A 15,784-nucleotide genomic window follows, 5' to 3' on the forward strand; every position below is an offset into this window, starting at 1 on the left:
TTAAAATATTTAATTTTATCTTAATTAGCTTTTAAACCTTTTGAACTTGTATGATTTAATATAACCATTACAATTGCAACTATAATTAGAATTAACTGTGGAATAAAGCCTTCCCAGGTTGGATACATACCAATCCACCCTATGCTTGGAAGAATATCGCTAGAGTTTGCAGGTAATAGTCCTGCTAATTGTAATCCATTTACTCCCATGCTAGTGAACTTTAATCCTAAGTAGAAAACTAATAAGCTTGACACCATAAAGAATGGTCTCATTGGAATACGTAAACCAACCTTTAAAATAAGTAAAGCTATAATGACTAATATAGCCATGCCTATTGCAATACCAATAAGTAAGTCTGATAACTTAATTGATGAGGCCATACCGATATAAAATAGAACTGTTTCAGTTCCTTCTCTAAATACTGCTAAGAAAGCTAATAATCCTAAAGAGAATAAACTACCAGTAGCTATGGCTTGAGACCCTTTATCATTAACATAACATTGCCATACCTTAACACTAGATTTGCTATGTAACCAGTAACTAACATACATAAGCATCACTGCAGCAAATACCCCAGTCCAACCTGAAATTAGAAAATTGTTATTTCCAAAGGTACCAGATGAGAATAAGACTTTTACAATCACCGCTAGCACTATACTTACAGCAAAGCCTATACCAACTCCTCCAAGAATCACTTGATAATATAAGAGATTTACAAACAAAACTCAGATTATACTCCACCTTTTATGTAAAGTATTCCTATAATGAAGATAATATATAATACAGCATTAAATGATAATCTTTTAGCTGATAAGCAACTTCTTTTTAAAGTTACCCATATTAATAAAATGGCCATAAAGGTTATAATTGCTGCAATCATAAGAGACTTATCAAGCATCCAAGGAGTAAAAATAATACCTAATGCACTCGGCACTGTAGCTTGAATCATCATAGAACCACTGATATTAGAAAGAGCCAAGTTCTCTTTGCCCTGCCTTACCCATATAAGTGCATTTAATGTTTCTGGTAATTCTGTTGCAACTGGACTCAATAGCAAAGAAACCATATGAGGAGCCATTCCAAGCGAAATACTTAAGGTGCCCAAATTATGTACAAACATTTGTGAGCCAATAAAAATAAATATAAGTGACAATATAGTTTGGGCTATAATCAATGATTTCTTAGGGTTTGCACTTTTGGGGCTAAATTTCAATGGCTCCAATTCTTCAGGAATTTCCACTGTATCAGTATTCATTTCTTTATAAAAGTAAATTCCATAAGCCAATAGAAATAAAAGTCCAAGCCAAGACTTTATTGCAAAAGCTATAAGACCTAATCCAATCTTAAATACAAAAATACCCATAAACCAAACTTGGTCTCTTGCTAATTTTTCACTATCAACATTAATACAACTACCAGATTTTCTCTTACCACTAAAAATAACTATGCTAATGCCAACAACAGCATAGGCAAGTGTACTTAAAACAAGAGGTCCACCTAAAGCTGCCCCAACACCAATATCCTTCTGACTTGAATTTGCTCCAAACACTACAGCTATGAATGTTACAATACTTTCAGGCAAGGCTGTACCAAAAGCTGCTAGAATTGAACCTACTGCACTTTGAGAAATATTAAAAACTTTACCTACCCATTCAATTCCGTTTACAAACAGTTCACAGCTAAAATAAATTAAAAGTGCTGCAGCAATCATGACTAAAATCGTTATTATCATTTTTTCTCCTCCTTAGACAAAAATAAAAGACCTTTGGCGTATTAAAAATACGCCAAAAGTCTCGTTTCACATTTTTGTGGACATTGCCAGGTTTATCACCAATATGTTGACAACATCTATTAAACTACTCCCTTTTGTAAATATACATTTATATGTTACCTTAGTAAAGTATACTAAATTCATTTTGTGATGTCAATAATCATTCTAACTCCTTAAATAAGATTAAATTATATTATTATATTGTGTAAAACTTTATGGAGGCATATTAATATACTAGAGCTAACAACATCATTATAAAGAGATTTGGTAATTTACCTTGTTCATTTTCTGCTATAAAAATATCTTATATCGTAGACTTTTTTCTGGTATACTCTATAAGATACATTTTATAAATCAATTGATTTTCTTTATTTTCTACATTTGTATAATGTGCCTATATTTTATAATTAAAATATATTTGGATCTTTTATATTTTCACCTTCACCTAAATGCTTCAACGGATTAAATGCAGGCCCCTCAATATTTTCACCTTCATAACTAAATCTCGAGCCGTGGCAAGGGCAATCCCAAGTTTTTTCAGCTTCATTCCATACTAATTCACAACCTAAATGAGTACAGGTTATATCGACTATATGTAACTGTCCCTGTTCATCACGATAAGCTCCTACTTTCTCTCCGTCCACATTAATTACTTTGGCTTCACCATTTTTAATCTCTATGTCACTTGGAGCTGGAGTGATTTTTCCACCCAAAAGTTTTTCTGCTACATCTAAATTTGTAGATACTAATTTTGCTCCTGAAGCAGCTATATCAAACCTAGATGGATTATATACAGGTGCCCAAGGACTTTCTCCCTCTGTAATCAACTCCGTCAATATTCTTGCCGATGCTGTGCTATTTGTCATTCCCCATTTAGCAAAGCCTGTTGCTACTAATATGTTAGATGTATTAGATGTAAGATAGCCAACATAAGGAACGCTATCCACAGTGGTGCAGTCTTGTGTAGACCATCTAAATAATATTTCTTGTAATTGGAATGTTTCATTTGCAAATTTCCCTAAGTTTTCATAGTGTACGTTAGTTTGCTTTTCACTTCCTGTTTTATGATGTTCGCCACCAACTAGTATAATTTCGCCATCATCATGCTTTTGAGAACGGAGAGAACGGCCTGGCTCTTCAGCTGTTATAAACATACCTTCTGGGAACTTATCTTTAACTTTAACTCCAAGTACGTATGACTTCTCAGCATACATCCTTGCAAAATACATTCCACGCCCATCGTAGCATGGGAAGTGCGATGCAATAATAATCTTAGATGCAGTCACCTTATTCCCGGCACTTGTTACTGCTGCACATCTTTCTTCATCTTCAATATCTACAACTTTAGTAAATTCAAAAATATGACTGCCATCACCTGGTATTTCCTTTGCTAACGAAAGTATGTATTTTAATGGGTGAAATTGAGCTTGATTATCAAACTTGATAGCAGCTTTTATTTTAAAGGGCAGTGAAATATCCTCTTGATAACTTGCCTTTATCCCTAAGCTCGAAGCCGCTTTTACCTCTTCTTCAATTTTATCTATATATTCCTCAGATTGAGTGTATATATAGGCAGGACGCCAACAAAAGTCGCAATCAATATTTCTTTCTTTCACTAAATTTGCAATAAAATGAATAGCAGATTCATTAGCATCTGCATACTGCCTTGCCTTTTCTTTCCCAAACTTAGATATTATTTTATCGTAGATTAGACCGTGCTGCGAAGTTATTTTGGCAGTTGTATGTCCTGTAGTACCATGAGCAATCCTATTAGCCTCTAATACAGCCACCTTTAAACCTTTTTCTTTTAAAAGAAATGCAGTAGTTATTCCTACTATACCTCCACCAACTATAGCAACATCAACATTTATATCCTCTTTTAATGCAGGATAATCTGTTTTACTTGTTGATGCAATCCAGTACGGTTCATGAACACTAGAAAAAACATTCAAATTATGTAGTCTCGAATCTTCCATCATAAGCCTCCTTACACACCTTTCGCAAATGCATTATTCAAGCATATATTTTATTTTTTACTAATCCCACAAAAATATGTATTCCTTAGAAGGCATAATACGGTTCTAACTACAGAGACTGTATGTAAAATGCCTTCAAGGAATAATATTAAAGCTTATTTAGTTAGTTGAATGGCATATTTAGGACTCTTAACTAATCTTTCTATTTAATCCAATGCATTAAGAGTTAATGAAAAGCCTTCCAAAAGCCTCCCTTCGTATCTACTATATCCATGATTTCAGCAAAAGGAATATCAAAGGTAACAAAACCTGATGCATATGGAGCAATTTCATAAGGCTCAAAATAAATATGCAGGGCATCTTCAGTCACATAAAATGGCTGATCTGCCTTAATTCCTTTGTACTGATCTTTCCAAACTCCCAATTTTTCTCCCTTCTCATCTATCTGTTTCTGAATTATATCACTTAACCTCTTCACATAGTCACTGTTCTTTTTAAACAAATCCTTTAGATCATAAAAACTTCCATTTTTCAAATTGATATGTGTAAAAACTCTGCTAGGCATACCATGAGCTGCACCAAGAGGATAATTGTATCCGAGAAGTTCTAATACTAATAAATCTTTTTTAAAAAGAGTAATGTTAAAATCTCCAGTATACGAGTATTCTAGTTCACCGCTACCAACTTCTTTTAATTGAGATAACTGAGCTAGCTTTTCATTTATCATTTTCTCTTTATTTTTATCCTTAACTCCTCCAAGCTGTGGATAATATACAATATAGTTTCTATTCGGTTTATATTTTTTCTCCTTTACAACATAGCCATTTTCAAGTGGAACTTCAGTATTTTGACTCCAAATAAGCTTACCTGATTTATCATAGTATGAAATCCTAGAGTCTACATTAGCTCGAATTATATTATCTAACATAGTTAATGTTCCTGAACCCTCAACCTTTGGCAAGCTATCTACTCTTTTTCCCTGTTTGTCGATAAAATAAGTATGCTTATCATCATAAGCAGAGGCTAATGTATTCTTATATTCTGATACGCCATAATATATGACGTCCGTTAAAACATTGCCTTTGCTATCTGAAATTGCATACTTAGATGGTAGGTAGGCTGCCTCACCAATAATAGGAGTTCCAACAGCAAGTCTGTCTTCTCCTAAAAACTGAATATCATGATATTTAGGATCAATAACATAGTTTCCCCTCTTATCAATGACACCAACCTTTATTATGCCGTCTTCTCCTTCACCTACTATAGCAGTTCCATTTCTAAAGCTTTCTACAGTTTCATATTTAGGAGCAACTATTACATTTCCACTTTCATCTATTAATCCAAATTTTCCATCTAACTTCTCTTTAAAAAATAACATTCCTTCGTTCATATCACCTACAAGTTCATAGGGGAAGGTATTTAAAACATTTCCTTTTAAATCGATATTTGCATATCTTTTATCACCTAGTTTTACTAATGCTTTCCCGTTATTAAAGCTTTCAGCAGACAAAAACTGTGGAGGAACTACTACTTTTCCCTGTAGATTAATATATCCATACCTCCATAGGCCATCTTGTGGTACTATTGCAAAGGGTGCCCTTCCATTACTAAACTCACCTATATAAGTACCATTTTCAAACAACTCTTTCCCACTCTCATTGATAACCTTGTTCTTTTGATCTTCTGCAACAATAGCTCTTCCTTCTTTAAATCCATTTATATATGAGTATTTAGGCTGTATAACATAATTACCATTTTCATCTATTATTCCCTCTTTGTCACCTATTCTTATGATAGCTAATCCATTTTCTTGAAAGCCTTCTGCATTATCGAATTTAATTGGAATTATTAATTTTCCACTTGAATCGATATATCCATATTTTACTCCTTCTAATTCTCGACGGGATACTGGATATAGTTCTATTTTTTTTCTTAAGGAATTTAGCGGCTTTCTTTCTTTTACAATTTTTATTAAGGTTCCATTGCTCCATGTCCATACATTTAACTCACACCATGTATCGTCTAGTTTCCATTTTACAAAAATATCTTTTCTCCCATCGCCAGTATAATCTTCTAAATAAAAATCATATATATCCTGACTTTTACCTGGAATATGTCCAAGGTTATACCAATTATAACCTCGTTTTTTGAAGACTCCTAAATACTGTTTTCCCATAAACTTATATGCCACTACAGCTTCAAGTCTGCCGTCCCCATCTAAATCTCCAAGTCTCACTGATTGCTTTAAATATGTGATAATCTCTGCCTCTAAAGGTAAAAGTATAGAAAAAAACTTTTCTATCTTTGAATTTTTTAAATTCACAAAACCCACTCCGTATTATTGATATCTATATATTTTATGATAAAAAATCAATATAAGTGCAAAAAAACCGCAGAACTATTATCTAGTTCTGCGGTTTTGTATAGTTTAAATTCCTAATAATTTTTTTGTATGCTCTGCAACCATTTCTGGTGTAACATCAGTTCTTCTAGCAACCCCAGTATCTATAGCTGCTTTTGCCACGTATGCAGCTACTTTTGGTGCTATTCTTAAATCAAAGGCTTGAGGTATAACATACTCTGGATTTAACTCCTCTTCACTTACAAGCTCTGCTATAGCATAAGCTGCAGCCATTTTCATTTCATCATTTATATCTTTTGCCTGAACATCTAAAGCCCCTCTGAATATTCCTGGGAATGCAACAACGTTATTAACTTGATTTGGGAAGTCTGATCTTCCTGTACATACTACTTTTGCTCCAGCTTCTACAGCTAAGTGTGGAAGTATTTCTGGATTTGGATTTGCCATTGCCATTATTATTGCATCCTTATTCATGGATTTTACCATCTCTTGAGTTACACAATTAGCAACAGAAACTCCTAAGAATACATCTGCTCCCTTTAGTACAGTAGCAAGGTCTCCTTGTAACAAGTTAGGATTTGTTATTTCTGCTATTTCTTCTTTGTACTTATTCATACCAGCTGTTCTTCCCTTATAGATAGCTCCTTTAGTATCACAAAGAATTATATCTTTTGCACCCATTTTTAATAAAAGTTTAGTTATAGCTATTCCCGCTGCACCTGCTCCATTAACAACTACTCTTATACCTTCAAACTTCTTATTAGTAAGCTTTAATGCATTTATTAAGCAAGCTGTTGATACTACAGCTGTTCCATGTTGATCATCATGGAATATTGGTATGTTGCTAATTTCTTTAAGCTTTTTCTCAATTTCAAAACACTCTGGAGCTTTTATATCTTCTAAGTTTATTCCTCCAAAAGTTGGCTCCATAAGCTTTACTGTCTCAACTATTTTATCTACATCTTTTGTATCTAAACATATTGGAAAAGCGTCTACTCCACCAAAAGCCTTAAATAAAACTGCTTTACCTTCCATAACTGGAAGACCTGCTCCTGCTCCTATATCTCCAAGACCTAACACTGCTGTACCATTTGTTACTACAGCTACCCAGTTTCCTCTTGAAGTGTAGTCATAGATTGTATCAAAGTTTTTGTTGATTTCTAGGCATGGTTCTGCAACACCTGGAGTGTATGCCATAGTTAAATCTTCTTTGTTTTTTACTGGTACTTTGCAGTGTAGTGCAATCTTACCTTCATTGTCTTTGTGAAATTTTAATGCTCTTTCTCTTAAATCGCTCATTTGTAAACCTCCTAAGTATTATTTAACTAGCATCTGTTTCCCTGATATGCCAGGCTCTGTCATTGCTACAGTATCTAGTATATCATTAAGTTCAGCTTCTTTCAAAAGCCCTTGTTTTAATATAAGCTCTCTTACGGATTCACCAGTTTTTATAGCTGTTTTTGCTACTCCTGCTGCTTTTTTATATCCTACATGTGGGCATATAGCGGTTATAATACCTACACTATTCTCTACTAGGTTCTTACATCTTTCTCTATTTGCAGTTATTCCACAAATACAGTTATCAACAAAAGTTTCCACACCATTACCTAATGTCTCTATAGACTCAAATAAATTGTAGAAAATAACCGGTTCAAATGCATTTAATTCTAATTGTCCAGCTTCTGCAGCCATAGTTATTGTCATATCATTTCCTATGATGTTAAATGCTACTTGACTCATTACTTCAGGTATTACAGGATTAATTTTACCTGGCATTATTGAAGAACCATTTTGTTTTGGAGGAAGATTTATTTCTCCAAAACCTGTTCTTGGTCCTGATGACATAAGTCTTAAGTCATTTGAAATCTTTGATAGGTTAACAGCACAAGTTTTAACAGCTGCAGATACTGCTACAAACCCATCTAAATTTTGTGTTGAATCTATTAAATCTTCAGCCTGTCTTAATTCTATCTCTGCAACATTAGATAAATTACATACTATTTTATTTAGATACTGCTCATCTGCATTTATTCCTGTTCCTACTGCAGTACCGCCCATATTTACAACTCTTACTTCCTCTTGTACTTTTTCAAGCCTTAATATATCTCTTTTTATTACAGAACTATATGCTTTAAATTCTTGACCTAATCTTATAGGTACTGCATCCTGCATTTGAGTCCTTCCCATTTTTATAATATCATCAAACTCTATAGCTTTTTCTTGTAGAGCATCATATAATCTCTTTAATTGCTTTAATGCTTTTGGGATAAGCTTTAATATAGTCATTTTACCTGCTGTTGGAATAACATCATTAGTTGACTGTCCCATATTTACATGGTCATTAGGATGCACAATGCTGTAATCTCCCTTTTCGCCACCTAAAATTTCTATAGCTCTATTAGAGATTACTTCATTAGCATTCATATTAGCAGATGTACCTGCTCCTCCTTGAATAGGATCTATGATAAACTCTTCATGTAGTTTGCCACATATTATCTCATTACATGCTTGTACAATTGCTCTTTCTATATTTTTTTCTAATAAACCGATTTCACAATTAGTTATAGCGGATGCTTTTTTTATTTGTGCAAGACTTTTAATAAAATCTTCATGCATCTTAAGTCTTGTTATTTTAAAATTCTCTGCTGCTCTTAATGTTTGTACACCATAGTAGGCCTCCTTTGGAACCTCCTTAGTACCTATTGAATCACTTTCAATTCTAAAATTCATAATTTTCCCCCTATTGAAATAAAAATTTCTTTATGTGTAGTTTTTCTTTACAAAAATGAATGGAATCATTTATTTTCTTTATTATATTACCAGCATAAAATAAATGCAATAGATTTTGCATAATTTCCTACACTTTTTTATTTTAAAATGTTTTTTTGCAACTTTTCCTTTAAGTTTGATTCAATTCAAAAAACAAAAAATAGCAGTAACCCCCTTTTACCACCATTTTTATGTTTGTAATCTATTAACATTTGAATAATTTTCTATATCCCATCCCCAAAGTATATACATGGATTAAAATACTTATATTTCAAGATATGCAATCATTTATTTACCTCTAATTTTAAAAAATAGAAGTAGTCTCTATTAACTACTTCCTAAACTAATATCTTTAAAACAGTGGCTCTTTTGAAACAGGTTTTATATCATCATATATATATCTATGAATTTGTTCTGAAAGGGTATCTATATCTGGTTCAGGTACCAGATACCATATTCTATTTATAATCTCTCCTTTGCAGTAGCCATCAACAGGAAATCTCTGCTGATCCAAATTTGAAATACCAGACATCATAATCTTGCCACCTAGTGTAATAATATTAGATTTGGATATACTAGTTTCAACATAAGGCAAAATCTCTGCTGCTAAATAAGGGTATTTTGTAATGTCTACGTTTTTAAGCTTATTTAAAATTTCACTTAAAACCACTCTCTGTCTGCTAGTACGTTCAAAATCTCCATCTCCAACTTTCCTTATTCTACAGTAGGCAACAGCTTGAATTCCATTTAGTTTTTGATCTCCTGGTCTATAAATAGGGGTATATTTTACGTGCTGCAATTCTGCTAATTCTGCTATCCACTTATTAATCTCTTTTATTTCATATTCTTTTATATTAATAGTTATTCCACCTAAACTATCAACAATCTTTGCAAGCCCAGCAAAGTCTACTGTTACATAATCTTTAATATCTAGATTAAAATTTTCATTAAGAGTTCTAACCGCCAACTTTGGACCACCATAAAAGTAAGCTTCTGTAATTTTTGTTTTACCATGATCTTTAACTTCTACATATGTGTCTCTCATTACAGATGATAACTTTATTTTATTATGTTTGTTATCTACAGTAGCTACAATTATGCAATCTGAATGAGGTATATCAACTTTAGAGTTTCTACTGTCTATTCCAAAAAGTGCGATATTCAATATATTATCTTCTTGCTTTACTTCACCTTGTATTGTTTCATTTTCAATTGCCCTGTTTTCACTTAATTTAGGTTTAATACCTAGTTCTGTATCTGTTTTTGGTAATGGAGTTATTGTGACATTATTAAGCTGCTTATTTATATAGTATATAAAGCTTATTCCTGAAATAAATATGATAACTAAGATGCAAAGTAGTATTTTTTTAATTATTCCTCTACCTTTCTCATTTCTCCCCATAGTTTTCAGCTCCTAGTACCATTTTGATATTTTTATTATTTGTATCCTTAAAAAAATTTATTTTAACAATTTAGACCACTTTTTTTGCAACAAAAAACCACCAATAGTCATGTTTATGACTAATTGGTGGAATATTACCTAATATGCTTATAAAAATTAAACTTTCATAAAGTTATCCACATCAACAACAAATATAGTTGCTCCTCCTACTTCCACTTCAATTTCATAGGTATAAGGAATATACATACCTGTTGATTCTGTCACTGGATAAGGGGATATTATAGTTTTTTCTCTTTTTTTACAGGTATCCTTTATTATTTCTATAACATTGTCTACTTTTTCTTCTTCAACTCCTACTAAAAGAGTTACGTTTCCTGATCTCAAAAACCCTCCCGTTGATGCAAGTTTTGTAACCCTAAAATCCTTTTCCGTTAATGCATTTACCAGTCCGCTAGAATCTTTATACTGAACAATTGCAATAATTAATTTCATTCAAACCATCTCCTTTAAATTTGAGATTTGGTGATAACAGACTCTAAATTTAACTATAAATGCTCAAAAATATTCTGAATATTATAATAATTATATATTAATTTATAAAAAATTTCAAGGCCTCCTATTTTCCAACTGAAGCCATATAAACTACAAATTCGTTTTCTCCATCCAAACCTAACAATTTATCTATAAATTCTTGATTATAGATTCCAATAGCACAAGTTCCACACTTTATTGCTTCACAAGCTATATAAAGATTTTGGCAAACATGACCTATATCTATCAATATCTTTTTATGGGCAGTAATATCAAATTTCCATTCTGCTCTATAAGGTATAGCACTCCAGGCAAAAATTACAGCTCCTTTTGATGCAAAATTAGGAACAAAAGGTTGTCTTGGTGTAGCTAGATCAACTTTGTTTTCCATATCATTAAGTTTATCTATAAATATAAGTTTATGTTCAAAAGGAAGATACCTATAAACACCTTGCTCTAAAGAATCTACTCTATTTATAAATAAATATGTTTCAAATGGATGTGAAGCTCCTCCAGAAGGAACAGTTCTTAGCGAAGCTGGCCCATTTCCTATAATCTTATGCACGCCTTGAGTAGACCAAAGTAAAAATGAAAGTTCTTCCAAGGTTAAGTTTTCGCAGGAATATTTTCTTACACTCCTTCTGTCTTTTAAGCAATCAAATACATTATGTTTTGAAATTATATCTTTCTTTATTTCTGGCAATTCTATAACTTTTAAATCTTTATCATATTTCTTCTGAGGTGGTATACCAGGTATGCCTTTTTGTATATCGGTTTTAATATCATCTAAAACTTGAAAATTAGCCTTTAGAAATTCTCTATTTGTTTTAAATCTTTCATTCATCTTTCTGCACTTCCTTCTTCAATAATAATATTATAGATAAGTTATACAATCATATTTTATAAAACTAGTTAATAAAAAAATGTGATTAATATCACAAAAGTAATATAATCTTATGATTAAGCTCTTATCTATCATTTTTGGGCATATGAAATATGTCGTATAAATCACTAATTACCATAATATGACCATAATTGAAAAATCATCTATGGAATAAGTTCCACTTTGTCTAATAATTTAGGCTATTAGAGGAATAATAAGATAAAAATGTATTAGGTGATTTTTATGAATAATAACAACAATATTATGCAACAAAAAATAGATGAAATAACAAATCTAGTAGGAAGCAAAAGTGAGTTAATTATAAAAAACTTTGACATAGGAAAAAAATCTTCTATAGAAGCAGCAATTATTTATATAAATGGATTATCCAATAAAGATACAATAGATAGAGATGTATTAAAACCTCTTATGCTTCATGTAGAAGAAGATTTATCAACTATACAAAATTTAGATTACTTTCTAAACAAAAAATACATAACTATAAGCAACAGCTATATTGAAACAGATATAAATAAAGCTTCAGCTGCCGTCAAAAGAGGTAAATCTTTAATATTAATTCAAGATTGTAATAATTTTATAATAGTTGATACTACTGGAGGGGTATATAGAAGCATATCTGACCCTGAAAATGAAACTTCTATAAAAGGGCCTAGAGATTGTTTTGTGGAAAACTTAGAAGTAAACATAAGTATAATACAAAGAAGACTTAAAGATAAAAACTTGACAATAGAAAAATTTGTTTTAGGAAGAAGATCCCAGACAGATGCAGCACTTATTTACGTGGACGATATAGTAGATAAAGAACTGCTAAAAGAAATAAAAACTAGAATATATGCTATTGACATAGATAATGCTATAGGTACTTCTATTATTGATCAACTCATAGAGAAACATACTTTTAGTATTTTCCCTCAAACTATTGCTACAGAGAGACCAGATAAAGTACAGGGAAAATTAGCTGAAGGAAAAATAGCTCTAATGTTAGAAGAAACTCCTTTTGTTGTAACTTTTCCTACTACTTTTTTTGAGTTTTTCCAAGCGGTAGAAGATTATTATTTTAGAACCATAGTATCAAGTTTTGCCAGAATAATAAGATATTTGGCTGCTTTTATTGTACTAATTTTACCTTCTGTTTATATTACACTAATAAAATTTAATGCCACGCTAATACCTTCAGAATTTATAAAATCTATTGTTGAATCAAGAAAGGGTATAGCATTAACTCCATTTATGTCAATACTCTCAATGAATCTAATAGTTGAATTTTTAAGAGAAGGTGGACTTAGACTTCCTGGTAAAATAGGTCAGACTCTAAGTGTAGTAGGCGGTATCATCATAGGAGACGCAGCCCTTAAAGCTAAGATAGTAAGTTCTCTTACACTACTTATAGTAGGAACTACAACGGTAGCTACCTTTTTAATACCTAACTACGAAATGGCACTTTCAATAAGGCTCATAGGCTTTGTAAATCTAATAATGGCCAATTGGCTTGGAATGCTCGGATTAACAGTATCTATATTTTTTTTATTAGCTTACCTTTGCTCCTTGGATAGCTACGGAGTACCTTATTTATCGTTTAAAAAGAGCAATTTAAAATCTGCTATTATAAGAGCTCCTATTTGGATGTTAAACAATAATCCTGAAACTACACCAAATAATAATCCTGTTAGACAAAGTAATTTCAAGTGGAAATTCAGGAGGTTAAAGCCCTAAATGGACTTTAACGGGATACCTAGCAGAGGAAACTGGCTAGGCATCCCAGTGATTTAATTGCTCAGTGTTCCGACTAAGAGGAGGAGAAAAATGGATAAAGATACTGATAGCCTTATAAGTCCATCTCAGTTAACATTAATCCTAGTAGGCAGTATGCTTGGAATAGGAATATTAAATCTAGCTAATGATGTTGTAAAATACGCTAAGCAAGATGGATGGATATCCTGTATATTAGGCGCAGCCTATCCTCTATATATGACTTTCATAGCTAACTATATGTGCAAGAAATTTCCTAAATATAATATATTAAAATTAAGTAAAAAGTTTCTTGGAAAATTTTTAGGAACTATATCAAATATAACATTTTTATCATATTTTATTTTATTGATTACAGAAATTGCTTCTGGAATAAGCAACGTACTTAAAGTATACATGGTTTCCTTTTTAAAAAATAATCAGCTTTTATTGGTAGCCTTTTTAGCTCCAGCTTTTATTGCTTATAAGGGAATTAAAACATTAAGAAGAGTAAACGAGTTAATTTTTTATTTATCTATTTTAATGTTCTTTATCCCGATAGCAGTATTAAAATCTGGAAGTTTTTTAAATGTGATGCCAGTATTTAGTTCAGGTTTGATAAACATAGTAAAAGCCAGCAAAGAAACAGCTTTTGCTTATTCTGGTATAGAAATTTTATTTTTAATATATCCATATTTACAAAGCAGTAAAGATCTAAAAAAATCCACTTTAAAAAGTATACTTATTACAATGACTATTTATACTTGGGTGGTTTTCTCAGTTATATATTATTTAGGAGCAGATATTGTTCCTAAATTTACCTGGTCCACAGTTGTAATGAGTGAAGCTATAGTAATACCTGTAATAAATAATTTTAGATACATATTTATGGTTTTGTGGTCGCTTATAATGCTAAAAACTATGTCCAACGATTATTACGCAGTAGCATATGGAATGAGTCAGTTAACAAGCATTGCTAAAAGAAAGACCTTCGTTTATTTAATATTTCCTCTACTTTTTTATATTTCTTCTAAATATGGTGATCCAAACACAAGAGCAAACTTTTTAAGTAAAACTCTTCCCGTGTATTTAATCTTTAATTTAGCATATGTTTCTATAATATCACTAGTATTATACATAAAAAAAGGTGATAAAAATGAACAAAAAGCTTAACAATAAAATTTTCATATATTTAATTATAGTTGTAATTTTTCTGTATGCTTTTTTAGGATCAAAGGGTGAGCTAGTAGAAAACTTAGAAATTCCTATTGGCATAGGATATGACTTAAAGACAGAGGGAGAAAATGACGTGACCTATAGTACTCCTATTGCAGCATACTTATTTGAAACTGAAGAAGTGGATAGTGAAATTATGGTTGGTAAAGCTAGCAGCATAGGAGAAACTAGAGAAACCCGTCAGTTAGAATCTAGCAAAAGCTTTTTGCTAGGAATTGAAAGAATTTTTTTATTTAGTGAACAATATGCTGAATATGGTATAGGAACCGCTATCGATATACTACTTAACAATCCGCAAATTAATGATAGAGCCTTTACATTAGTATGTAAGGAGAAAGCAGAAGATATTTTAAGTCATAAAATTAAAGGTTATGCAAATTCTGCAGAATTTATTGAAGGTCTAATGAAAAATTCCAAGCAGTTTAATTTTTTCCCTGAGCATCAAAGTAGCCTTATGGATGTATTTGTAAGAGTAGATGCAGAAGGTAGAAATACCTTATTGCCTTATATAGAATTAAAAGATAAAAATATTGAGCTTACAGGTTATGCTATTTTTAAAGGTGATAAAATGGTGTTAAAAACTAACATAGAAGAAGCTAAAATTATAAATATATTAAAAGAAAATAAGGTTAAAGGTATCCTAACTATACAGGATAACTCTAAAAACTATATAAATTACTATGCAGAATCTAAAAGAAAAGTTAAATGTTATAAGGAAAATGATAAATTGAAATTTGTAATAGATTTATCTCTAAATGGTTCAATTATAAACAATACTTTGTATCTAAACCTTATAAATGATCCGAAAGTTCTAAAGAAGTTTACAAAAGATATGGAAGAAAATTTAAAGGAAACCTGTGAGAACTTTATTAACAATAAGATTAAAGGCGAATATAAAGTTGATGTTTTAGATTTAGGAAGAGTAGCTGCTGCTAAATATGGAAGAGGAAAAAACATAGATTGGAATAAAGTAATACCTCAATCCATTATAGAAGTAAATGTTAAAGTTAAGGTTGATACTGAAGGTAGAGGAAATTATCAATTACCTACCAAGAAATAGTTTAATTTTATCCTTCTTATAACTGATATTTAAATCATAGTACTG

At 31.4% G+C, this 15,784-nt stretch carries 12 protein-coding genes; 3 read left to right on the top strand and 9 right to left on the bottom strand.

The window, feature by feature from the left end; all coding sequences use genetic code 11:
• Positions 1-20: 20 nt before the first annotated feature.
• From I6U51_RS05395 to I6U51_RS05435, 9 genes are all read right to left on the bottom strand, one after another.
• The gene (locus I6U51_RS05395; RefSeq protein ID WP_246517083.1) at positions 21-722 is read right to left on the bottom strand and encodes an FTR1 family iron permease; all 702 of its coding nucleotides are present in this window, start codon (positions 720-722) and stop codon (positions 21-23) included.
• A gap of 8 nt (positions 723-730) precedes the next feature.
• On the bottom strand, positions 731-1,732 hold the full coding sequence (locus I6U51_RS05400; protein WP_211141623.1) for a sodium:calcium antiporter: 1,002 nt from the start codon (positions 1,730-1,732) through the stop codon (positions 731-733).
• Positions 1,733-2,178: 446 nt separating this feature from the next.
• A complete protein-coding gene (locus I6U51_RS05405; RefSeq protein ID WP_211141625.1) occupies positions 2,179-3,747 on the bottom strand; it encodes an FAD-dependent oxidoreductase in 1,569 nt (522 codons plus the stop codon).
• Positions 3,748-3,973: 226 nt separating this feature from the next.
• Positions 3,974-6,070, bottom strand: a complete 2,097-nt coding sequence (locus tag I6U51_RS05410; RefSeq protein WP_211141626.1) for a WG repeat-containing protein — start codon at positions 6,068-6,070, stop codon at positions 3,974-3,976.
• A 105-nt stretch (positions 6,071-6,175) separates the two neighbouring features.
• A complete protein-coding gene (locus I6U51_RS05415) occupies positions 6,176-7,408 on the bottom strand; it encodes an NAD(P)-dependent malic enzyme (protein WP_211141628.1) in 1,233 nt (410 codons plus the stop codon).
• An 18-nt stretch (positions 7,409-7,426) separates the two neighbouring features.
• The gene (locus I6U51_RS05420; RefSeq protein ID WP_211141630.1) at positions 7,427-8,839 is read right to left on the bottom strand and encodes an aspartate ammonia-lyase; all 1,413 of its coding nucleotides are present in this window, start codon (positions 8,837-8,839) and stop codon (positions 7,427-7,429) included.
• A gap of 391 nt (positions 8,840-9,230) precedes the next feature.
• A complete protein-coding gene (locus I6U51_RS05425) occupies positions 9,231-10,280 on the bottom strand; it encodes an LCP family protein (protein ID WP_211141632.1) in 1,050 nt (349 codons plus the stop codon).
• 156 nt (positions 10,281-10,436) lie between these two features.
• On the bottom strand, positions 10,437-10,772 hold the full coding sequence (locus I6U51_RS05430) for a cyclic-di-AMP receptor (RefSeq protein ID WP_178906101.1): 336 nt from the start codon (positions 10,770-10,772) through the stop codon (positions 10,437-10,439).
• Positions 10,773-10,896: 124 nt separating this feature from the next.
• A complete protein-coding gene (locus I6U51_RS05435) occupies positions 10,897-11,655 on the bottom strand; it encodes a SagB/ThcOx family dehydrogenase (RefSeq protein WP_211141634.1) in 759 nt (252 codons plus the stop codon).
• Between the two features lie 282 nt (positions 11,656-11,937).
• On the opposite strand from I6U51_RS05435, the gene I6U51_RS05440 reads away from it, so the two are divergent.
• From I6U51_RS05440 to I6U51_RS05450, 3 genes are all read left to right on the top strand, one after another.
• Positions 11,938-13,428, top strand: coding sequence for a spore germination protein (locus I6U51_RS05440; RefSeq protein WP_211141636.1), 1,491 nt, complete (start codon positions 11,938-11,940; stop codon positions 13,426-13,428).
• A gap of 90 nt (positions 13,429-13,518) precedes the next feature.
• Complete coding sequence (locus I6U51_RS05445) at positions 13,519-14,616, top strand: GerAB/ArcD/ProY family transporter (protein WP_211141638.1); 1,098 nt, start codon at positions 13,519-13,521, stop codon at positions 14,614-14,616.
• The gene (locus I6U51_RS05450; RefSeq protein ID WP_211141640.1) at positions 14,600-15,739 is read left to right on the top strand and encodes a Ger(x)C family spore germination protein; all 1,140 of its coding nucleotides are present in this window, start codon (positions 14,600-14,602) and stop codon (positions 15,737-15,739) included. The genes I6U51_RS05445 and I6U51_RS05450 overlap by 17 nt, the downstream gene beginning before the upstream one ends.
• Positions 15,740-15,784 lie beyond the last annotated feature (45 nt).

This window comes from Clostridium aciditolerans, from assembly GCF_016316925.1.
GTDB classification, from domain to species: domain Bacteria; phylum Bacillota; class Clostridia; order Clostridiales; family Clostridiaceae; genus Clostridium_AM; species Clostridium_AM aciditolerans.